The following is a 21,475-nucleotide window of genomic DNA, read 5'->3' on the forward strand; positions in this document are numbered from 1 at the left end:
GGTAGAACCTACGGCAGGGCGACGGCGTACGACAGGCCGAATCCCGCCCTCACCGTCACCTCGCACCACTTCTTCACACCCTCTGACCCTCGCCACCTCAGCCCCGGAATCCCGCTGGGTCCCGGCTGTGCCGTCAGACCCGGGTGAAGGCCTGTTCGATGATGTCGAGGCCCTCGTTCAGCAGGTCCTCGCCGATGACCAGCGGGGGCAGGAAGCGCAGCACGTTGCCGTAGGTGCCGCAGGTCAGGACCAGCAGGCCCTCCTGGTGGCAGGCCTTGGCGAGCGCGGCCGTCGTCTCCGGGTTCGGCTCCTTGGTCGTACGGTCCTTGACCAGCTCGATGGCGATCATGGCGCCGCGGCCGCGGATGTCGCCGATGACGTCGAACTTCTCGGCCATGGCGGTCAGACGGGCCTTCATGGTGGCCTCGATCGCCTTCGCCCGCGCGTTGAGGTCGAGTTCCTTCATGGTCTCGATGGCGCCGAGCGCACCGGCGCAGGCCACCGGGTTGCCGCCGTAGGTGCCGCCGAGGCCGCCCGCGTGCGCCGCGTCCATGATCTCCGCGCGGCCGGTGACGGCGGCCAGCGGAAGACCGCCGGCGATGCCCTTGGCGGTGGTGATCAGGTCCGGGACGATGCCCTCGTCCTCGCAGGCGAACCACTGGCCGGTGCGGCAGAAGCCGGACTGGATCTCGTCGGCGACGAAGACGATGCCGTTGGCCTTGGCGAACTCGCTGATCGCCGGCAGGAAGCCCTTGGCGGGCTCGATGAAGCCGCCCTCGCCGAGGACCGGCTCGATGATGATCGCGGCGACGTTCTCCGGGCCGACCTGCTTGGTGATCTGGTCGACGGCCTGCGCGGCGGCCTCGGGACCGGCGTTGTCGGGGCCGGTCGGCCAGCGGTAGCCGTAGGCGACGGGGACGCGGTACACCTCGGGCGCGAAGGGTCCGAAGCCGTGCTTGTACGGCATGTTCTTCGCGGTCAGCGCCATGGTGAGGTTGGTGCGGCCGTGGTAGCCGTGGTCGAAGACGACGACGGCCTGGCGCTTGGTGTACGCCCGCGCGATCTTGACGGCGTTCTCGACGGCCTCGGCGCCGGAGTTGAACAGGGCGCTCTTCTTCTCGTGGTCACCCGGGGTGAGCTCGGCGAGGGCCTCGGCGACCTCCACGTAGCCCTCGTAGGGGGTGACCATGAAACAGGTGTGGGTGAAGTCGGCGAGCTGGGCGGCCGCCCTGCGGACGACGGCCTCGGCGGAGGCGCCGACGCTGGTCACGGCGATGCCGGAACCGAAGTCGATGAGCCGGTTCCCGTCGACGTCCTCGATGATCCCGCCGCCCGCGCGCGCCGTGAACACGGGCAGCACGGACCCCACGCCCTGTGCGACCGCGGCGAGGCGGCGGGCCTGGAGCTCCTGCGACTTGGGGCCGGGGATGGGGGTGACGAGGCGGCGCTCCTGCGGAAGTGCGGTCATGAGGGGCTCCTGGGGTGTTGCCGACGCTTACCTTCTCTTCTCGCAGGCTAGGGCGGGCGGTGGGGGGTGGGCATGCTCCATGTGGGCGTTGTCCGAGCGGTCTGTTGTCCGTGGTGGACATAGCCGGTTTCCGCGGCGGTGTGACGCCTCGGCCGCGCAATCGGTGAACTCCCCTTGCGGCCGCGTTAGATTGACCGCTGACGGTGGACGGAACGGCTGGTCAGGGAGCAGGGGCGATGGACAGCGACGGGACGCAGGACGCGCGGGGTACGCATGCGAATCCTGTGCCACGAGCACGCTCCGTGATGCCGCCGATGCCCACGGAAGCGCCTTCGGCACGGCCCCAGGACGGCTCGGCCTTCCTGACCTGGCTGCGGACGCCCAGGCCGGAGGCGGTGCCGGGGGTGTGGCGGTTCGGGTACCGGCCCCGCCCGGCCGAGGAGCCCGACGAGGTACCCGGCCGCCAGCTGCTGACCGGAGCGCTGATCGCGTTCCTGGTCGGCTGGCTCGTCTGGTCGCTGCTCCAGAACGGCTATCTGGGCGCCTGGTGGGCGCTGCCGTTCAAGCTGCTGGTCCCCGACTCCTGGCGCTACACCAGCAACGAGACCTGGAATTTCGTCCTTTACAAGGGATACGAGCTGCTGATCGCCCTGGTGATCATGGTGGCGGTGGGCAAGCTGGGCCGCTGGGGCGAGGTATGGCGCCGTTTCGTCACCCCGAGGCTGCGCCGCACACTGCCGCAGCAGCCGGCCGCCCCCGCTCCGGCCGAGGACCCCGTCGAGTGGCCCCAGCTCCGTGCCGCCGGTGCCGTCGATGCCGCGGAGCGGCTTGCTGCTGAGGCTCGGGCCGGGGTGATGCGGGATGTGGATCATGCCCGGATCCTGCGGGCCTGGCAGGGCGTCCGCACCGGGCGGTTCAGTCTCGCCACCTTCACCGGCACCGTTCTGAAGGACGGCGCCGCCGCCTGCGTGCACCCCTCCGGCGCCCGCGACCTGCCCGGCCGGATCGCCCGGCACGACCTGCTGACCGGGCAGGTGCGGCTCGGGACCACCGCGGACGACGCGCGCAACCCGTACGCCTACCGGGGCACCGGGCTCGGCCTCGACCCCGAACTGCTCGGCACCTCGCTGGTCGCCGTCGGACCGGCCGGGTCCGGGAAGACCGGGACCGTCGTCAGGCCGCTCGTCGAGTCGCTGTGCCTGCACGCCCTCGCCGGGCGGGCCGCCGTCGTGGTGGTCGGTGCGGCGGGCGCGGGGCTCGGACCGGCCGACGCCTACGACGTCGTCGTACAGATCGGGAATCCGGAGTCGGTGTACGACCTCGACCTCTACGGGGGCACCACCGACCCCGACGAGGCCGCCGCCGTGCTCGCGGAAGCACTCGTGGGGGATCTCGCCGAGCCGCACCAGGGCGGCGACACCCGGCGCTCCACCACCGTCCTCGCCCAGCTGCTCGGACCGTTCCGCGCGGTGCACGGCCGCTTCCCCTCCGTACCGGAGCTGCGGCAGCTGCTCGACGGCGCGCCCGCGCCGCTGGCCGCGCTGCGCACGGGGCTCCAGGCCGCCGGGCAGGAGTCGCTGCTGCGTGAACTGGACGCGCGGGAGCGGCAGATGGGGCATCCGGGGGATGTGGGCGGGATTCTCGCGGACCGGGTGGCGCTGCTCGACCGGCCCGCCTTCGCCGCGTTCTTCGACACGTCGGGCCAGTCGCGGCCGTTCTCGCTGAAGGCCCTGGACCATCCGGTGCGGGTGCGGATCGACCTGCCCCAGCGCGGGCACGCCGACGCCTCACGGATGCTGGCGCGGCTGGTGCTCGCGCAGTTCACGGCGAGTGTCGCGGTGCGCGAGGACCGGTCGCTGTTCGCCTGTCTCGTCCTCGACGACGCCACCGGGGTCGTGACGCCGGAGGCCGTGCGCGGCATCCAGCGGCTGCGGTCCGGCAACGCGGGCGTCGTCCTCACCCTGCGGACCCTCGACGACGTGCCCCGGCCCCTGCGCGGCCCCCTCCTCGGAGCCACCGGGTGCCGGATGGCGCTGTCGGGGCTCACCCCGTGGGACGGGCAGGACTTCGCCGAGGTGTGGGGCAAGGAGTGGATCGAGGCCCGGGACGTCACCGACCGGCAGATCATCGCGGAGACCCCGGCCGGCAAGGTGCTGCACGCGGTGCGCCAGGTGATCACCGGCAAGGCTCCGACCGCCCGGGCGGTGACCGTACGGCAGGTCGAGCGGGAGCGCTGGTCCGCGTCCGAGCTCGCGCACGGGGTGCCGCCGGGGCACGCGGTGCTGTCCCTGACCAGCGTGAAGGGGGAACACGCGCCGCCGCTGCTGGTGGATCTGCGGGGATGAGGTGACCTGAGGACCGTACAGTGAGGCAGACTTCTCACAGGCCGTTCATACACGGCGGCCAAAAGATCACGCCTCTCATACCCGAGCACCCGAGCTCACACCTCTCCGAAGGTCCCAGGCCGCATGCCTCCCACCCTCGCCTCGCTCGTCCACCACTCCGCGCTCAAGCTGACCGTGCGCGCGGGCGAGGACCGGCTGGACGTCCCCGTCCGCTGGGCGCACGTCAGCGAGCTCGCCGATCCCGTGCCCTACATGGAGGGCGGCGAGCTGCTGCTGATCACCGCGCTGAAGCTGGACGCGGAGGACCCGGAGGCCATGCGGCGGTACGTGAAGCGGCTGGCGGGGGCGGGGGTCGTCGGACTGGGGTTCGCCGTCGGCGTGAACTACGAGGACATCCCCGCCGCCCTCGTCGACGCCGCCCGCGACGAGGGGCTGCCGCTGCTCGAAGTGCCGCGCCGCACCCCCTTCCTCGCCATCAGCAAGGCGGTCTCCGCGGCGATCGCGGCCGACCAGTACCGTTCCGTCACCGCGGGCTTCGCCGCCCAGCGCGAACTCACCCGGCAGGCCCTGACCGACGGGCCGGAGGGGCTGCTCGCCGCCCTCGCCTCCCAGGTGAACGGCTGGACGGCGCTCTACGACGCCTCGGGCGCCGTCGTCGCCACCGCCCCGGAGTGGGCGGGCCGCCGGGCCGCGCGGATCACCGCCGACGTGGAACGGCTGCGGGAGCGGCCCGCACCCGCCTCCTCCGTGGTCGCGGGCCCCGAGGACGAGGACCGGGTGGAACTGCACACCCTCGGCACCGGGCGCCGGCCGCGTGCCGCGCTGGCCGTCGGCACGGCCGCCGCCCCCGGCACCGCCGAGCGGTACGCGGTGCACTCGGCGATCGCCCTGCTCACCCTCACCACCGAGCGCTCCCGCTCCCTGCACGCCGCCGAGCAGCGGATCGGCGCCGCCGTCCTGCGGATGCTGCTCGCGGGGGAGCCGCAGCACGCGCGCACGGTCGCGGGCGACCTCTACGGCGGGCTCCTGGACGCACCCTTCCGGCTGGTCGTCGCCGAACCGGCGGCGGTGCGGATGTCCGTCGACTCGCACGCGCACCTGGACGCCAAGGCCACCGCGACGGGCCCGGCGGCCCTCGGCGGCCCGAACGGCGATCCGCTGGCGGCGCTCACCGAGATCGTGGAGTCGGCCGCCGCGCGGGCGGGGGAGGCCGTGCTGGTCGTGCCCGAGGCGGACGGCGAAGGCCGGCGACTGGTCGTGCTGGCCGCGGACGGCGGTGCCGCGGTGGCCGCCTGCGCGGACCACGCGGCGGAGCTGGAGGCCTCGCGGGCCGGCGCGGCACGCGAACAGCCCGCGCAGGGCGGCGCCGGGGCCCAGGGCCGGCCCGTCGCGGTCCGCGACGAGGACGAGCTGGTGATCGGGGTCTCCGCGCCGGTCGGGCCGATCGCCGCCGCCGCGGGATACAAGCAGGCCGAACAGGCGCTGTCGGTCGCCCGGCGGCGGGGCCGGCTCTACGCCGAGCACGAGCAGCTGGCCTCCGGGTCCGTGCTGCCGCTGCTCGCCGACGACGCGGTCAGGGCGTTCGCGGACAGCCTGCTGCGGCCCCTGTACGAACACGACGCGACCGGCCGCGGCGACCTGATCGCCTCCCTGCGGGCCTGGCTCTCCCGGCACGGGCAGTGGGACGCGGCCGCCGCCGACCTGGGCGTCCACCGGCACACCCTGCGCTACCGGATGCGCCGGGTCGAGGAGATCCTGGGCCGCTCCCTGGACGATCCGGACGTCCGCATGGAGCTGTGGCTGGCACTGAAGGCGACCACGACGGAGTAGGCCGGGCCGGAGTGGCGACCACGACGGAGTAGGCCGGGCTGGAGTGCGGATCCCCGTCACTGCTCCACCCCGGACAAATCTGATTCCGGCCTCCCGGCCCTACGGTGGAGGCATGACTTCCACCACCGCCTTCTGGCTCGCCGGCCGTCAGGCCACCGGCGAGGACACCTTCGACGTCACCTCCCCGTGGGACGGCCGGCTGGTCGGCACGGTGAGTGTGCCGAGCGACGCGCAGACCGAGGAAGCCGTGGCCGCCGCGTACGCCGTACGGGACGAGTTCGCCGCCACCCCCGCCCACGTCCGCGCCGCCGCCCTCGACCACGTGAGCCGCCGGCTCGTCGAGCGCACCGAGGAGATCGCGCAGCTGATCTCCGCCGAGAACGGCAAGCCGGTCAAGTGGGCCCGCGGCGAGGTCGGCCGCGCGGTGTCGGTGTTCCGGTTCGCGGCCGAGGAGGCCCGGCGGTTCAACGGCGGCGAGGCACAGCGTCTCGACACCGATCTCGGCGGTCAGGGCCGGCTCGCGCTGACCCGGCGCTTCCCGAAGGGCGTCGTGCTCGGCATCGCGCCCTTCAACTTCCCGCTCAACCTCTGCGCCCACAAGATCGCCCCGGCGATAGCGGCCGGCGTGCCGATCATCCTCAAGCCCGCCCCGGCCACCCCGCTCTCCGGCCTCCTGATCGGCGAGCTGCTGGCCGAGACCGAGCTGCCCGCCGGTTCCTGGAGCGTCCTGCCGGTTCCGAACGACCGGATGCCCGCCCTCGTCCAGGACGAGCGGCTGCCGGTGATCTCCTTCACCGGGTCCGAGAAGGTCGGTTACGCGATCATGGACTCGGTGCCGCGCAAGCACTGCACGCTGGAGCTGGGCGGCAACGGCGCCGCGGTCGTGCTCGGCGACTACGCCTCCGACGCGGACCTGGACTGGGCCGCGACCCGTATCGCGACCTTCTCCAACTACCAGGGCGGCCAGTCCTGCATCTCGGTGCAGCGGGTCATCGCCGACGCCTCGGTGTACGACCGGCTGCTCCCGCGGATCGTCGCCGCCGTCGAGGCCCAGGTCACCGGTGACCCCTCCGACGACAAGACCGACGTCGGCCCGCTGGTCAGCGAGGACGCCGCGAGGCGCGTCGAGTCGTGGGTGAAGGAGGCCGTCGAGGCCGGCGCCACCCTGCTCACCGGCGGCGACCGCGACGGCGCCTCCTACGCGCCGACCGTCCTCACCGATGTCCCGGCCGACACCACGATCTCCTGCGAGGAGGTCTTCGGACCCGTCCTCACGGTGCAGAAGGCGGACGGCGAGGACGCGGCCTTCGCCGCCGTCAACGCCTCCAAGTACGGCCTCCAGGCGGGCGTGTTCACCCATGACGTCCAGGCCGCCTTCCGCGCCCACCGGGCGCTCGAGGTCGGCGGTGTCGTCATCGGCGACGTCCCCTCCTACCGGGCCGACCAGATGCCGTACGGCGGTGCCAAGCAGTCCGGTGTCGGCCGCGAGGGCGTGAAGTTCGCGATGGACGACTACACCTACGAGCGGGTGCTGGTGCTGACCGGCCTGGCGCTCTGAGGACCCGCTTGGCGCTGCAAGGGCCCCCTGCGCTCCGAGGACCCCTCTGGCAAATGGGAACCATTTTCATGTAGAGTTGCGGCAGCGACGCTGACCCGCCGCCCCGAAGGGGCCCGGCACCGATGCCTTCCGGTGCCGGGCCCCTTCTTGTGTGCCGACTCGTCCGGACCCTCAACCGGAGAAGTCGACCCGCGCGAGCCGCAGCGGGCCGCGCAGCCTCACTCGCACGTTGCGCACGCCCTCGGCGGCGATCGCGGCGCCGAGGGTCGTGTAGTCGTACGGCCCTGAACCGGACTCCGCGGTCTCCAGCACGGCGAGCACCGCGCCCCCGTCCAGTGACAGTTCGACCGATCCCGTGCCGGAGAGCAGGGCCGTCACCTCGGTCGCGCCGGTGCCGAAGTCGCAGCCCCGGTAGACCAGTTCGCCGGTACGGCCCCCGGCCGCCGTCACCGCGTCACCCGCGGACCGCGTCCGGTCGACGATCTCCACACCGCTCTGCTCGTCGAAGTCGGCGCCTTCCAGGCCCTGTTGGAGGACGGCTCGCGGTGCGCCGGGCTCGCCGTCGAGCAGGACCGTCGTCCGCAGCCGGACGTCCTCGCTGGAGGCGCCGGCGAACAGCTCGTAGGGGCCCGGCTCCAGCCGCCATCCGCCCCGCGCCACGTCCCAGAACTCGAAGGCACGCAACGGCACTTCGAAGGCCAGCTCCTGCCGGGTGCCGGGGGCGAGCGTCACCCGCCGGTGCGCCACGAGTTCGCGGCGTGGGCGGGGCAGGGCCGGATCCACCGCGCGGGCGTAGAGCTGGGCGACCTCGTCGGCGGTGACCTCACCCGTGTTCGTGACAGCGAACGACACATGGACCGTGCCGTCCTTGATCCGGGTCGTCAGGTCGTCGTAGGAGAAGGACGCGTAGGAGAGCCCGTGGCCGAACGGGAACAGGGGGGAGCCCTCGAAGTAGAGGTAGGTCTGGCGACTGCCGATGACGTCGTAGTCGAGGAGGTCGGGCAGGTCGGCGTCGCTCTCGTACCAGGTCTGCGGGAGGCGTCCCGCGGGGGAGACGTCACCGGCCAGGACGCGGGCCAGCGCGGTGCCGGCCGCCTGGCCGCCATGGGCCGTCCACAGGGCCGCTGCCAGGCCGGACGTGTCGAGCGCGTAGGGGTAGGACGAGACCAGGGCGAGCACCGTGCGGGGGTTCGCGGCGCGGGCCGCCCGCAGCAGCCGCTCCTGGTGCGGGGGGAGCCTGAGGGAGGCGCGGTCCTCGGTCTCGCGGCCGTTGATGTGCGGGTCGTTGCCCGCGACGACCACGACCACGTCCGCGTCGGATGTGACGCGGGTCACTGCGTCCTCGCCGCGTTCGGCGATGATCAGCTCGAAGGTCTCCGCGGTCGTGCCGTTCTCGTCGTTCCCGTCGGCAACCTTCACTCCGTCCGCGGCGACCGTGACATGGCGGCCCGTGCCGAGATGCCTGAGGAGGTGACCGCCGGCGTGCGCTTCCAGGCGGAAGGTCTCCTGGACGACCCAGCCCCCGGGCTGGTCGGCGGAGGCGCGCAGGTAGCCGTCCTCGGCGACGGAGAGATAGCGGCCGTCGGGGGCGCGCAGCGTCAGCACGCCCTCGTCCCAGTCGGTCAGCGCGAACTCGGTGCCGGTCGCGTCGGTGGTCAGCGGCGGCAGATCCGTACGGCCCGTGAGCAGCGCCGGGTCCAGGGCGCCCCCGGCACCGCGCACCTCGTCCCCGGCGGTGTCGGAGGCCGGGACATGCAGAAACGTCCCGGCGGAGGTCTTCAGGCGCACCCGGTCCACGCCCTCCGCGAACGCCACTTGCTCGGCGCCGAACCGCTCGTACAGCCCCTCCAGCGGAGTGGAGCGGTGCAGGAGCGTGCCGCTGTACCAGTCGAGCTTGCACTCGTCGGCGAGCAGCCCGACCACCGCGATCCGGGAGCCGGGGGCGAGCGGGAGCACGCCGTCGTTCCTGAGCAGGACGATCGCCTGCTCGGCGGCCTCCTGGGCGAGCGCGCGGTGTGCCGGGGTGTCGAACTCCTCGGTGTCGGCGTACGGGTCGTCCTGCGGGTCGAACTCGCCGAGCCGGAAGCGCACCGACAGCTGGCGGCGGACCGCGGTGTCGATGTCGGCCTCGGTCAACAGGCCCTGCTCATAAGCCCGCTCGATCCGGCCGACCATCTGCGAGCTGTCCGTGCCGTGATCGGTGAAGCTGTCGACGCCCGCCTTCAGGGAGGCGGCCGTGGCTTCCTCGTGGGTGTCGAAGTAGTGCTCGGAGTCGACCAGGTTGGAGGGCGCCCCCGCGTCCGAGCAGACCAGCAGGTCCTCGTCCGTCCAGGTGCGCAGTTGCTCGCGCAGATACGGGCCGACGTGGTTCGGGCGGCCGTTGACCAGGTTGTACGCCGGCATCACCCCGGCCACCGCGCCCGCCTCGACGGCCTCGCGGAAGGCCCGCAGGTCGTACTCGTGCAGCACCCGCGGGCGCACCGAGCTGGAGGTGGTGGACCGGTCGGTCTCGTTGTTGTGCGCCAGCCAGTGCTTGAGCACCGGGGCCGTCCGCCAGTACGTGGGGTGGTCGCCGCGCAGGCCCCGGGTGTAGGCGGTGGCGATGGCCGAGGTGAGCTTCGGGTCCTCCGAGTAGCCCTCCTCGTTACGGCCCCACAGCGGATGGCGGAGCAGGTTCACCGTCGGGGCCCACACGTTGAGGCCGACGCGGTCGTCGCGGGCCCGCATGGCGCGGACCTCCTTCGACACCGCCTCGCCGACCCGCCGTACGAGGTCGGTGTTCCAGGTCGCGCCGAGGCCCACCGCCTGGGGGAAGACCGTCGCCGGGCCCATCCACGCGACGCCGTGCAGCGCCTCCTGGCCGGTGCGGAACGCGCCGATGCCGAGCCGTTCCACGGCCGGGGCGAACTGGTGCAGGAAGCCGATCTTCTCGGCGAGGGTCAGCCGTGCCGTCAGGTCGTCGATGCGCTTCGCGAACGGCAGCTGGGGGTCGCGAAAGGGCGAGGTGGGCGGCGGGTGTGCGGTCACGTGGGGATCCCCTTGCGATGGATCGGTTCGATGCTTTCGAAGCGCTTCGATGCTGGTTCGACACCTGGGCGGGTGTCAAGGGATCGACACCGTCACTTCAAGCGGTGCATGAGAAAAGGTCACCTCCCGTACCACGGAGGAATCTTGGGAACGACCCTTGTGCACCCCGGGGGGTTCACTTAACCTCACAGCAACATCGAAGCGCTTCGACTACGGATTTCGCAGCGATCGACGCAGCGCTTCAGCTCAGCCAGTTCTCCTCGAGACACCGCAGCCGACGGCTTTCCGCCGGGTGTCCTGGTGCGCCATGAAGGGTTGACGCAATGACGCCGAATGCCGCTTCCTCCTCCGCCGCCTCCTCGGGGCCCAGCCGGAGAAGCTTCCTCGCCTCGACCGCGGTCGCCACCGCCGCGGTGGCCGGGGGGATGCCGCTGCTCGCCGCCTGCGGTGGTTCGGACAGCGGCTCGAAGGAGGGGACCACGTCGGGCAAGGCCGCGGACAAGATGCTCCCGGCCTACGTCGCCAGCACCGTCGCCACGCCGGACCTCCCGTCGAAGAACGGCTCGGCCGCCGGCTACACCGGCAAGGTCGATCTCGCGGGCCTGACGACCTCGGTCCCGACGAAGCTCGGCACCGGCGCCCCCTTCAAGATCATGTCCCCGTTCTGGGGCTCCCCGCCGAAGGCCGGCTGCGCCTACTACACCGCGCTCGACGCCGCCGCGGGCACCAAGATCACCTGGCAGAACCAGGACGGCAACACCTACGGCGAGAAGCTCGGCGCGGTCCTCGCCTCCAGCTCCATACCCGACATGGTGGTCGTGCCGGGCTGGGAACTCGTCGGCAAGATCGCCAACGCGGTCAGCGCCAAGTTCATGGACCTCAGCCCCTACCTGGCGGGCGACAAGGTCAAGAAGTACCCGAACCTGGCCGCGATCCCCTCCGACGCCTGGCGCATGGGCATCTTCGGCGGTGCGCTGCGGGGCATCCCGATGCCGGCCGCCACCGCGCCCGGGATCGCTCCCCTGTACCGCAAGGACGTCTTCGACAAGAAGGGGTACTCGGTACCCAAGTCGCCCGACGAGTTCCTGAGCTGGGCCAAGGAGGCCACCAGCGCCAAGGCCAAGGTGTGGGCCTGCGGAGACATGACCTGGTCCGCGTGGAGCAACTTCGGCGTCCGCCCCGCCGGGACGCTCGGCTGGAACATCGGGGACGACGGCAAGCTGACCTACCGCCATGAGGCGCCCGAGTACCTCGAGGCCCTGGAGTGGGTCCGCAAGCTGTTCGACGCGGGCGTGGTCCACCCCGACGACAAGGCGCGCACAGGCGATCAGGGCCAGCGGTTCACCGCCGGGCAGATCCTGGTCTACAACACGAACATCGCCGACTGGTACGGAAAGGTCTCCGAGCAGGCCCAGTCCAACCCGGACCTCCAGATCGACGCCATCGACCTGTACGGCGCGGACGGCGGCGACCCGACGCTGTGGGCCTCCCAGCCCGCCACGATCTGGTCGATGATCCGCAAGGGCGCCTCCAGGACCACGATCGAGAACGCGCTGGCGGCCGCGAACTTCTCGGCCGCGCCCTACGGCACCAAGGAACGGATGCTCGTCGACTACGGAGTCGAAGGCACCCACTACACCGTCAAGGACGGCGTCCCGGTCAAGAACGACCTCGGCAACTCCGAGGTGCTCAACGCCTGGGTGATGCTGGCCGCTCCGGCTGCCTACTTCGCCCACCCCGACTTCCCCGAGGTCGCCCGCAAGCAGGTCGAGTGGCAGCAGCGGATGGGCGCCTTCATGAAGAAGACGTCCACGTACGGCATGAACATCGTCGAGCCGACCCGCTGGGCGAACCTCTCCAGCCAGTTCGAGCAGCTGGAGCTCGACTATGTACGCGGCAACAAGAAGCTGTCCGACGTACAACAGGCCATCTCCACCTGGAAGTCCTCCGGCGGCGACAAGCTGCGCGACTGGTACAAGGAGCTCATCGACAAGAACGGCAGCGGCAACTGATGTCCCTCACCGCCGGGAGCAGGCCGGACGGGACGCGTCCGCCCGCGGCCGTGGAGGAACCGACGGCCGCGGTCACCGCCGCGGTGACCAGAGCGCGGGCGCCGCGCAGGGCGGGCCGGGCGGGCAAGGCGCGCCGCGGGGCAGAGAAGGTTCCCCTCAAGGTCAGGCTGCGCCGCGACCGCACGCTCATCCTCATGACCCTGCCGGTCATGCTCCTCCTCCTGATCTTCAACTACGTCCCGCTGCTCGGCAACGTCGTCGCCTTCCAGGACTACGACCCGTACGTCTCCAGCAACGGCATCACCGCGATCTTCCACAGCCCCTGGGTGGGGGTCGAACAGTTCTCACGGATGATCGACGACCCGCTGTTCTGGGGCGCCACGAAGAACACCATCGTGCTGTTCGTCCTCCAGCTGGTGCTGTTCTTCCCGATCCCGATCGCCCTCGCGCTGCTCATCAACAGCGTGATCAGGCCCCGGGTGCGGGCCGTGGCCCAGGCGATCATGTATCTGCCGCACTTCTTCTCGTGGGTCCTCGTGGTCACCGTCTTCCAGCAGATCTTCGGCGGCGCGGGCATCATCGCCCAGACGCTGGAGGACCACGGCTGGAGCGGCTTCGACCTCATGACCAACGCGAGCCTGTTCAAGTACCTGGTCACCGCGCAGGCGGTCTGGAAGGACGCCGGCTGGGGGATCATCGTCTTCCTCGCCGCGCTGGCCGCCGTCAGCACCGACCTGTACGAGGCCGCCGCCATGGACGGCGCCGGGCGCTGGCGCCGCATGTGGCACGTGACGCTGCCCGCGCTGCGCCCGGTGATCGCGCTCCTGCTGGTCCTCAGGGTCGGTGACGCGCTCAGCGTCGGCTTCGAGCAGTTCCTGCTCCAGCGGTACGCGGTCGGGGCCGGCGCCAGCGAGGTCCTCGACACCTACGTGTGGAACATGGGTATCCAGAACGGCGACTTCAGCTACGCGGCCGCGGTCGGCCTCGTCAAGGGACTCATCGGACTGTGTCTCGTCCTGTCCGCGAACAAGTTCGCGCACCTGCTGGGCGAGCAGGGGGTGTACCAGAAATGAGCCTCAACACACAGCTCGTCCGCAGCCTCAAGGCGCCGCCCCGGCCGGTGTGGGAGGAGGAGCCCAGCAAGGCCGGACTCACCGCCAAGAGCGGGTTCCTCCTCCTGTGCTGCCTGGGCGTGCTCGGTCCGCTGTGGATCGTGATCGTCACCAGCCTCTCCCCGAAACCGGTGATCGACCGGGTCGGCGGGCTCGTGGTGATCCCCCAGGGCATCACCTTCGTCAACTACACCGAGCTGCTCAGCGGCGGCCAGGTCAGCCGGGCGATCATGGTGTCGGTCGGCGTCACGCTCTTCGGCACCCTGTTCTCGATGACGGTGTCGGTGCTCGCCGCCTACGGTCTGTCGCGGCCGGGGAGCGTGGGGCACCGGTTCTTCCTGGTGACCATGATGGCGACGATGTTCTTCGGCGCCGGCCTCATCCCGACGTATCTGCTGGTGCAGTCGCTGGGCCTGACGGACACCTATCTGTCGCTGATCCTGCCGAGTGCGGTCAGCGTCTTCAACATCCTGGTCCTGCGGGCCTTCTTCATGGGCATCTCGCCCGAACTCACCGAGTCCGCGCGCATCGACGGCGCCGGGGACCTGCGGATCCTGCTGACCATCATCATGCCGCTGTCCCGGGCCGTGCTGGCCGTCATCTCGCTGTTCTACGCGGTGGGGTACTGGAGCGCGTGGTTCAACGCGTCGATCTATCTCAGTGACCAGTCGATGATGCCGTTGCAGAACGTGCTCATCCAGCTGGTGCAGAAGAACACGGAGGCCCCTACGGGGTTGCAGCAGGCGGTGCGTACGGGGCAGTTGTCGCCGCTGGGGCTTCAGATGGCCGTGATGGTGATGGCGTTGATCCCGGTTGCCGTGGCTTCTCCGTTCGTGCAGCGGCACTTCAAGAAGGGCATGTTGACGGGGGCCGTGAAGGGCTGACCGTCGTTCGTCGTCTGCGGCTTCGCTTTGGCTGGTCGCGCAGTTCCCCGCGCCCCTGGGTGGGTGTGTCCACCCCTCCTCACACAGCGAGGTATGTGTCATGCGTGCGTCAGGTCCTAGCCGTCGTGCTGTTCTTGCCGGGACCGCGGCCGCCGCCGCGATCACCGTCATTCCGTCCTTCTCGGGGGTCGCCGCGGCCGCCACCCCCTCCTACCGCTGGCGCCAAGTCGTCATCGGTGGGACCGGGTTCGTCAGCGGGGTGCTCTTCCACCCCTCGGTCCGTGGGCTCGCCTACGCCCGTACCGACATCGGCGGGGCCTACCGCTGGGACGACCGGAGCGCGCGCTGGATCCCGCTCAACGACGATCTCGGGTGGGACGACTGGAACCTGCTCGGCGTCGAGGCCATGGCCGTCGACCCCGCCCACCCCGACCGGGTCTACCTCGCGCTCGGCACCTACACCCAGTCCTGGGCCGGCAACGGTGCCGTGCTGCGGTCCGAGGACCGGGGTGCCACCTGGGCGCGGACCGACCTCACCGTGAAGCTCGGCGGGAACGAGGACGGACGGGGGACGGGGGAGCGGTTGCTCGTCGATCCCCGTGACAGTGACACGCTGTGGCTGGGGACCAGACACGACGGGCTGCTCAAGTCCACGGACCGCGGGGCCACTTGGGGAGCTGTGAGCGGCTTCCCGGGAACCCCGAGCGGCAGCGGCCAGGGCGTCACCCTGCTCGTCGCCGCCGGCCGGACCCTCTACGCCGGCTGGGGCGACTCCGACGGCACCGCCCCCAACCTGTTCCGCACCTCGGACGGCACCACCTGGGAGGCGGTCCCCGGACAGCCGTCCGGCACCGGCGCCAAGGTGCCGATCCGGGCCTCCTACGACTGCCACACCCGCGAGCTGTACGTCACCTACGCCGACGCACCCGGTCCCAACGGGCAGACCGACGGCAGTGTGCACAAGCTGGCCACGGGCAAGGGAAGTTGGACGGACGTCACGCCCGTCAAGCCCGGCGGGACCACGAGCGACGGCTCCTCCGACACCTTCGGCTACGGCGGGGTGTCCGTCGACGCCCGCCGCCCCGGCACCCTAGTCGTCTCCACCAACGACCGCTGGGCGGCCGGCGACACCGTGTACCGGTCCACTAACGGTGGCCGCACCTGGACCTCCCTGAAGGACTCGGCGGTCCTCGACGTCTCCGAGACACCGTTCCTCACCTTCGGCGCCGACAAGCCCAAGTTCGGCTGGTGGATCCAGGCCCTCGCCCTGGACCCGTACGACTCGCAGCACATCGTGTACGGCACCGGCGCCACCCTCTACGGCACCCGGGACCTCAAGCACTGGGCCCCGCAGATCCGTGGCCTGGAGGAGACGGCCGTACGGCACCTGATCTCGCCGCCGACCGGGCAGGCGCACCTGCTCAGCGGGCTCGGGGACGTCGGGGTGATGTACCACGAGCGGCTCACGGCGTCGCCCTCGCGGGGCATGGCGAGCAACCCCGCGTTCGGGTCGGCGACGGGCCTCGCCCAGGCCGCCGCCAAGCCCTCGTACGTCGTCCGCACGGGCTTCGGCGACCACGGCAACGGTGCCTTCTCCAACGACGGAGGCAGGACCTGGGCGCCCTTCGCGGCCCAGCCCGCCCTCGCCAAGGACGCGCCGGGACCGATCGCCGTCAACACCGACGGCAGTGTGCTGCTGTGGACCTTCGTGCACTGGGACGGCACCAAGTACCCGGCTCAGCGCTCCACGGACAACGGCTCCGGCTGGTCCGAGGTCCCGACCTTCCCCGAGGGCGCCACGCCGGTCGCCGACCCGGCCGACCCGAAGCGCTTCTACGCCTACGACACCGACACGGGAACGCTGTACGCCAGCACCGACGGCGGCCTCTCCTTCACGGCGGGCGCCACCGGACTGCCCTCGGGGGACACCCAGTTCGAGCTGGTCGCGGCGCCCGGACGGGTCGGCGACCTGTGGCTCTCCGTCAAGTCGAACGGCCTCCACCGGTCCACCGACGGCGGCGCGACCTTCACCAGGATCACCAGCTGCCGGGCCGCGTACACGCTGGGCTTCGGCAAGGCCGCCGAGGGTGCCGACTACCCGGCGCTCTACCTGGTCGGCTCCACCGAGAGCAGCACCGCCGTGTACCGCTCGGACGACGAGGCGAGAACCTGGGTGCGGATCAACGACGACCGGCATCAGTGGGGCTGGACCGGCGAGACGATCAGCGGCGACCCTCGGGTGTACGGCCGCGTCTACATCGCCACGAACGGGCGGGGCATCCAGTACGGGGACCCGGTCTGATGCCCGGCCTGAGCACGGCGACCCGGGGCCGCATCCTCTTCGGCGGCGACTACAACCCCGAGCAGTGGCCGGAGGAGACCTGGCGGGAGGACGTCCGGCTGATGACGGCCGCCGGCGTCAACTCCGTCACGCTGGGCGTCTTCTCCTGGGCGAAGCTCGAACCGAGGCCGGGGGAGCGGGAGTTCGGCTGGCTGGACCGGCTGATGGACCTGATGCACGAGAACGGCATCGGTGTCGTCCTGGCCACCCCGACCGCCTCGCCGCCCCCGTGGCTGGGCCACCTGCACCCCGACACCCTGCCCGTCGACCAGGACGGCCGCACCGAGCACTGGGGCGGACGCCAGCACTTCTCGCACTCCAGCGCCGCCTACCGGCGCTTCGCCGCCGCCATCACCGAGGACCTCGCCGCCCGCTACGGCGGCCATCCCGCCCTCACCATGTGGCACATCAACAACGAGTACTGCACCTACGACTGGAGCGAGGAGGCCGCCGCCCGCTTCAGGGTCTGGCTCCAGCACCGCTACGGCACCCTCGACGCCCTCAACTCCGCCTGGGGAACCGCGTTCTGGAGCCAGGGCTACGGCGACTGGGCCGAGGTGCACACGCCCCGGCACGCGCACTACATGAAGAACCCCACCCAGGTCCTCGACTTCCGGCGGTTCACCTCCGACATGCTCCTGGAGTGCTACCTCGCCGAGCGGGACATCGTCCGCCGGGCCACCCCGCACCTCCCCGTGACCACCAACTTCATGCCGCTGTGGTCCGGGCAGGACGCCTGGCGGTGGGCCGAGGAGGAGGACGTCGTCTCCGTCGACATCTACCCCGACCCGCGTGATCCCCTCGGGGCCCAACAGGGCGCCCTCGTCCAGGACTTGACCCGCTCCCAGGCCCGCGGCCCCTGGATGCTCATGGAGCAGGCCGCGGGACCGGTCAACTGGCGGGGCGTGAACCACCCCAAACCCCGGGGCCTGAACCGGCTCTGGTCCCTCCAGGCCGTCGCACGCGGCGCCGACGCCGTCTGCTACTTCCAGTGGCGCCAGTCCCCCCAGGGCGCGGAGAAGTTCCACTCCGGGATGGTCAGCCACGCGGGGGAGGACGGCCGCACCTACCAGGAGGTCAAGCAGCTCGGCGCCGAACTAGGGCTGCTGGCAGCAAAAGTGATGGGCAGTCACACCGTCAACGACATCGCGATCCTGCACGACTGGCACGCCTGGTGGGCCGGCGCCCAGGACGGCCGGCTCTCCAGCGAGGTCGACCACGCGGACATCCTCACGTCCTGGCACCGCGCCCTCTGGGAGGCCCACCTCACCACCGACTTCGCCCACCCCGACCACGACCTCACCCGCTACAAGGTGGTCGTCGTCCCCCAGCTCTACCTCCTCACCGACACCGCGATCGACAACCTGCTCGCCTACGTCCGCCAGGGCGGCACCCTTGTCTCCGGCTTCCTCACCGGCATCGCCGACGAGGACGACCGGATACGCCCCGGCGGCATGGACGCCCGGCTGCGCGCCCTGTTCGGCATCCGCACCCTGCACGAGTGGTGGCCGCTGGACGCGGGCGAGCACACCGAGTGCGAGAGCGCACCGGGCGGTTTCCGGGGCACGCTGTGGTCCGAGGAGATCGACGCGACCGAGGACGCCGTCACGGAGGCCGCCTACAAGGGCGGTGAGCTCGACGGGATGCCCGCGATCCTCCGCAGGGGCCGCGCCTGGTACCTCTCCACGCTCCCCGAACCGCACGCCCTGCGCGAGCTGCTCGCCCGGATCGCCCACGACGCGGGAGTGCGGCCCGCTCTCGCCGGACTCCCCGACCGGGTCGAGGCGGTTCAGCGCGGTGACCTGCTCTTCCTCCTCAACCACAGCCGTGAGGCGGTCACCGTCGAGGTGCCCGGCCCGCACCGGGACCTGCTGACGGGGCAGGGCGGCACCGACCGGCTGACGCTGGGCCGCTACGGAGCGGCGGTACTCGAACGATGAACGACGGCCCCGTCCACGGCACCTGGGAACCCGCCCCGGCCGCGCGCTGGGAGGACGGCTTCCTGAGCGGCAACGGCCGGCACGGCGCCCTGCTGTTCGGCGATCCGCAGGACGAGCGGGTCGTCGTCACCCACCACACCCTGGTCCGCCCCAACGGCGCCGAAACCGCCCGCCCGCCACGGCTCGCCGCCCGGCTCCCCGCTCTCCAGGACCGGCTGCTCGCGGGAGAGCCCGACGCCGCCGACGGCTTCACCGACGGACGTCCGCTCCAGTGGGTGCAGTCCTTCCACCCGGCCTACGAGATCCGGCTGCGCGGGACGGCCCCCGCCGAGGACACCCACCACCGCCGCTCCGTCGACTTCGCCACCGGTGTCGTACGGGCGGAGTCCGAGGACCGTCTCAGCCGCGTCTTCGTCTCCCGCGCCGACGACGTCATCGTCCAGCAGGTCAGCACCGCCACCCTGGACATCTCCCTCGACCACCGGCTTCCCGGCGCACCCCACCGCCTGGCCGTCGGCCAGAGCGCCGTCCTCACCCCCGAGGGCGCCCTGCTCACCCTGCGGGCCCGTTACCCCGGCGGCGACCGCGCCTACACCGGCGTCACCCTCGTCGCGGTCACGGGCGGCCGGACCGCCCTCACACCCCCCGGCCTCCGCATCACCGGCGCGGACTCCGTCCTGCTGCTGACCCGGGTGCTGCGGCACACCGGGGAGCCGGACGTCCTCGCCGAGGCCAGGGCCCTGGCAGAGCTGCTGCCCGAGGGGCACGGAGACCCGTACGCCCACCTCCTCGCCCGCCACACCGAACTGCACGCAACCGCCTACCGGCGCGTGACCCTGGACCTCGGCGCGGACCCCGCGGAACGCGCCCTCCCCGGCTCGGAGTTGCTCCGCAGGCCGCGGAGCCCGGCCCTGCTGGAACGCCTCTTCGCCGCGGGCCGCTACCACCTGCTCTCCTCCAGCGGCCTCAACCCGCCCCGCCTGACCGGCCTGTGGACCGGCGACTGGAACACGGCCTGGTCGGGGGCGTTCACCAACGACGCCAACGTCAACCTCCAGACGGCCTCGGCGGCCTGTGCCGCCCTCCCCGAGGTCACCGAAGCCCTGGCCTCCCTCATCCACCGCCGGCTGCCGGACTGGCAGGACAACGCCCGCGAGATCTTCGGCGCCCGCGGTGCCGTAGCCCCCGCGCACTCCGACGGCGAGTCAGGGCTGACGTACCACTTCAACCGCGAGTACCCGCTGCACCTGTGGACGGCGGGAGCCGACTGGCTGCTCAAACCGCTCGTCGACCACGACGAGATCCGCGGCGAACAGGACCCCCGAACGGCCCACGCGCTCGCCGAAGTCGCCCTGTTCTACGAGGACTTCCTCCAGCGCACCGACGACGACGGCCGTCTCGTCGTCGTCCCCTCCTACTCACCCGAGAACCGGCCCGCGAAGGCCGGCCCGGGCGCGATCAACGCCGCCATGGACCTGTCGGCCGCCCGGCACGCCCTGCGCACGGCCGCCGCGTACCACCCCGGCAGGGCGGCGGACTGGCTCGCCCTCGCCGACCGGCTCCCGCCGCACCGGACCAACGCCGAGGGCGCCCTCGCCGAATGGGCCTGGCCCGGCCTCGACGACACCTACGACCACCGCCATCTCAGCCACCTCTACGGCGTCTGGCCGCTCGACGAGATCACCCCCTACGACACCCCCGACCTCGCCAAGGCCGCCCACCGGGCCCTCGAACTCCGGGGCGCCGAGAACGACTCGGCCCACGGACACCTGCACCACGCCCTCGTCGCCGCCCGGCTGCGGGACGGCGAACGGGTCGCGCACGCCCTGAGCCAGGTGCTCGACGGCGACTACTTCCACGACTCGCTGATGAGCGCGCACTACCCCGACCGGCACGTCTACAACGCGGACGCCGCCCACACCCTGCCCGCCGTCCTGATCGAGATGCTCGTGCAGTCCACCCCCGACCGGCTGGTGCTGCTGCCGGTGCTCCCCACGGGCTGCCCCCGGGGCGAACTCCGCGGTGTCCGCACCCGGTTCGGGGCGGAGCTCGACCTCACCTGGAACCCCACCGAAGTGACCGCGGTGCTGCGCCCCACGCGCACCCACCGGGTCGAACTGAGAACTTCCTCCGGCGCCGAACCGCTCGGCCTCGTCGCCGGGGAAGACCACGTCATCCGTCTGGAGGCGTGGTAATCCCCCCCGCATTTCCCCCCACCCATGGAAAGGGACACCATGGCAAAGAGCACCCTGAGCAAGATCACCACGACGATGCTGGCCCCCGCGATGGCCGTCGGCGCCCTCGTCGGCCTCGCCTCCGCCCCCGCGTCCGCCGCCGTCTGGAACACCTGCGACCAGTGGGGCAGCACCAGCCTCAACGGCTACACCCTCTACAACAACATCTGGGGCTCCGGCGCCGGCAGCCAGTGCATCTGGGCCAACTCCGGTACCAACTGGGGCGTCTGGGCGAACCACCCCAACACCGGCGGCATCAAGTCCTACCCGGACTCCAAGAAGGTGATCAACAAGTCGATCACCTCGCTCGGTTCGCTCTCCAGCAACTACAACGTCTCGGTCCCGTCGTCCGGCGCGTTCAACACGTCGTACGACATCTGGGACACCGCCTACCGCTACGAGATCATGCTCTGGGTCAACAAGACCGGAGCGGTGGGCCCGCTCGGCACCTCGCAGGGCAACGTGTCGCTCGGCGGCCACACCTGGACCGTCTACAAGGGCACCAACGGGTCCAACCAGGTCTTCTCCTTCGTCCGCACCTCCAACTCCAGCTCCGGCACGGTCGACATCCTGCCGATCCTGAAGTGGATCAAGGACACCAAGGGCTGGTTCGGCAACGAGACCATCGGTGACGTGCAGTTCGGCTACGAGATCACCAGCTCCTCCGGCGGCCTGAACTTCACGACCAACAACCTGACCGTGAGCAGCAGTTGACCTGATCTTG

12 protein-coding genes are annotated in these 21,475 nt (G+C 71.5%); 10 read left to right on the forward strand and 2 right to left on the reverse strand.

What is annotated here, in order from left to right:
- Window positions 1-133: 133 nt before the first annotated feature.
- Window positions 134-1,468 carry a 4-aminobutyrate--2-oxoglutarate transaminase gene (gene gabT, locus H295_RS0128725; protein WP_020138806.1) on the reverse strand — a complete coding sequence of 445 codons (1,335 nt, stop codon included), beginning with the start codon at window positions 1,466-1,468 and terminating at the stop codon, window positions 134-136.
- Between the two features lie 236 nt (window positions 1,469-1,704).
- On the opposite strand from gabT, the gene H295_RS0128730 reads away from it, so the two are divergent.
- From H295_RS0128730 to H295_RS0128740, 3 genes are all read left to right on the forward strand, one after another.
- Window positions 1,705-3,813: a hypothetical protein gene (locus H295_RS0128730; RefSeq protein WP_028809839.1), complete on the forward strand. Its 2,109-nt coding sequence runs from the start codon at window positions 1,705-1,707 to the stop codon at window positions 3,811-3,813.
- A gap of 123 nt (window positions 3,814-3,936) precedes the next feature.
- On the forward strand, window positions 3,937-5,643 hold the full coding sequence (locus H295_RS0128735; RefSeq protein WP_020138808.1) for a PucR family transcriptional regulator: 1,707 nt from the start codon (window positions 3,937-3,939) through the stop codon (window positions 5,641-5,643).
- A gap of 112 nt (window positions 5,644-5,755) precedes the next feature.
- Window positions 5,756-7,201, forward strand: a complete 1,446-nt coding sequence (locus H295_RS0128740) for an aldehyde dehydrogenase family protein (RefSeq protein WP_020138809.1) — start codon at window positions 5,756-5,758, stop codon at window positions 7,199-7,201.
- Between the two features lie 171 nt (window positions 7,202-7,372).
- On the opposite strand, the gene H295_RS0128745 is transcribed toward H295_RS0128740, so the two are convergent.
- Window positions 7,373-10,228 (reverse strand): glycoside hydrolase family 3 C-terminal domain-containing protein, encoded by a 2,856-nt coding sequence (locus tag H295_RS0128745; RefSeq protein ID WP_020138810.1) that lies wholly within the window; start codon window positions 10,226-10,228, stop codon window positions 7,373-7,375.
- A 323-nt stretch (window positions 10,229-10,551) separates the two neighbouring features.
- On the opposite strand from H295_RS0128745, the gene H295_RS0128750 reads away from it, so the two are divergent.
- The 7 genes from H295_RS0128750 to H295_RS0128780 all read left to right on the forward strand — a co-directional run bounded on the left by H295_RS0128750 (window position 10,552) and on the right by H295_RS0128780 (window position 21,465).
- Window positions 10,552-12,240, forward strand: a complete 1,689-nt coding sequence (locus H295_RS0128750) for an extracellular solute-binding protein (protein WP_020138811.1) — start codon at window positions 10,552-10,554, stop codon at window positions 12,238-12,240.
- Entirely contained in the window at window positions 12,240-13,313 is a 1,074-nt protein-coding gene (locus tag H295_RS0128755) for an ABC transporter permease (RefSeq protein WP_020138812.1), read from the forward strand. The genes H295_RS0128750 and H295_RS0128755 overlap by 1 nt, the downstream gene beginning before the upstream one ends.
- Window positions 13,310-14,236, forward strand: a complete 927-nt coding sequence (locus H295_RS0128760; protein ID WP_020138813.1) for a carbohydrate ABC transporter permease — start codon at window positions 13,310-13,312, stop codon at window positions 14,234-14,236. The genes H295_RS0128755 and H295_RS0128760 overlap by 4 nt, the downstream gene beginning before the upstream one ends.
- 100 nt (window positions 14,237-14,336) lie before the next feature.
- Window positions 14,337-16,538 carry a WD40/YVTN/BNR-like repeat-containing protein gene (locus H295_RS0128765; protein WP_020138814.1) on the forward strand — a complete coding sequence of 734 codons (2,202 nt, stop codon included), beginning with the start codon at window positions 14,337-14,339 and terminating at the stop codon, window positions 16,536-16,538.
- Window positions 16,538-18,517, forward strand: coding sequence for a beta-galactosidase (locus tag H295_RS0128770; RefSeq protein WP_020138815.1), 1,980 nt, complete (start codon window positions 16,538-16,540; stop codon window positions 18,515-18,517). Before H295_RS0128765 ends, H295_RS0128770 begins: the two co-directional genes overlap by 1 nt.
- A complete protein-coding gene (locus H295_RS0128775; protein ID WP_020138816.1) occupies window positions 18,514-20,712 on the forward strand; it encodes a glycosyl hydrolase family 95 catalytic domain-containing protein in 2,199 nt (732 codons plus the stop codon). Before H295_RS0128770 ends, H295_RS0128775 begins: the two co-directional genes overlap by 4 nt.
- 39 nt (window positions 20,713-20,751) lie before the next feature.
- Window positions 20,752-21,465: a glycoside hydrolase family 12 protein gene (locus H295_RS0128780; RefSeq protein ID WP_020138817.1), complete on the forward strand. Its 714-nt coding sequence runs from the start codon at window positions 20,752-20,754 to the stop codon at window positions 21,463-21,465.
- Window positions 21,466-21,475: the final 10 nt, after the last annotated feature.

The sequence above is a fragment of the Streptomyces sp. 351MFTsu5.1 genome, from assembly GCF_000383655.1.
Lineage (GTDB): Bacteria > Actinomycetota > Actinomycetes > Streptomycetales > Streptomycetaceae > Streptomyces > Streptomyces griseorubiginosus.

What these genes read in the sequence shown, in the direction of transcription:
- gabT (WP_020138806.1), bottom strand. Translation starts at nt 1,468, where the DNA reads ATGACCGCACTTCCGCAGGAGCGCCGCCTCGTCACCCCCATCCCCGGC.
- H295_RS0128730 (WP_028809839.1), top strand. Translation starts at nt 1,705, where the DNA reads ATGGACAGCGACGGGACGCAGGACGCGCGGGGTACGCATGCGAATCCT.
- H295_RS0128735 (WP_020138808.1), top strand. Translation starts at nt 3,937, where the DNA reads ATGCCTCCCACCCTCGCCTCGCTCGTCCACCACTCCGCGCTCAAGCTG.
- H295_RS0128740 (WP_020138809.1), top strand. Translation starts at nt 5,756, where the DNA reads ATGACTTCCACCACCGCCTTCTGGCTCGCCGGCCGTCAGGCCACCGGC.
- H295_RS0128750 (WP_020138811.1), top strand. Translation starts at nt 10,552, where the DNA reads ATGACGCCGAATGCCGCTTCCTCCTCCGCCGCCTCCTCGGGGCCCAGC.
- H295_RS0128755 (WP_020138812.1), top strand. Translation starts at nt 12,240, where the DNA reads ATGTCCCTCACCGCCGGGAGCAGGCCGGACGGGACGCGTCCGCCCGCG.
- H295_RS0128760 (WP_020138813.1), top strand. Translation starts at nt 13,310, where the DNA reads ATGAGCCTCAACACACAGCTCGTCCGCAGCCTCAAGGCGCCGCCCCGG.
- H295_RS0128765 (WP_020138814.1), top strand. Translation starts at nt 14,337, where the DNA reads ATGCGTGCGTCAGGTCCTAGCCGTCGTGCTGTTCTTGCCGGGACCGCG.
- H295_RS0128770 (WP_020138815.1), top strand. Translation starts at nt 16,538, where the DNA reads ATGCCCGGCCTGAGCACGGCGACCCGGGGCCGCATCCTCTTCGGCGGC.
- H295_RS0128775 (WP_020138816.1), top strand. Translation starts at nt 18,514, where the DNA reads ATGAACGACGGCCCCGTCCACGGCACCTGGGAACCCGCCCCGGCCGCG.
- H295_RS0128780 (WP_020138817.1), top strand. Translation starts at nt 20,752, where the DNA reads ATGGCAAAGAGCACCCTGAGCAAGATCACCACGACGATGCTGGCCCCC.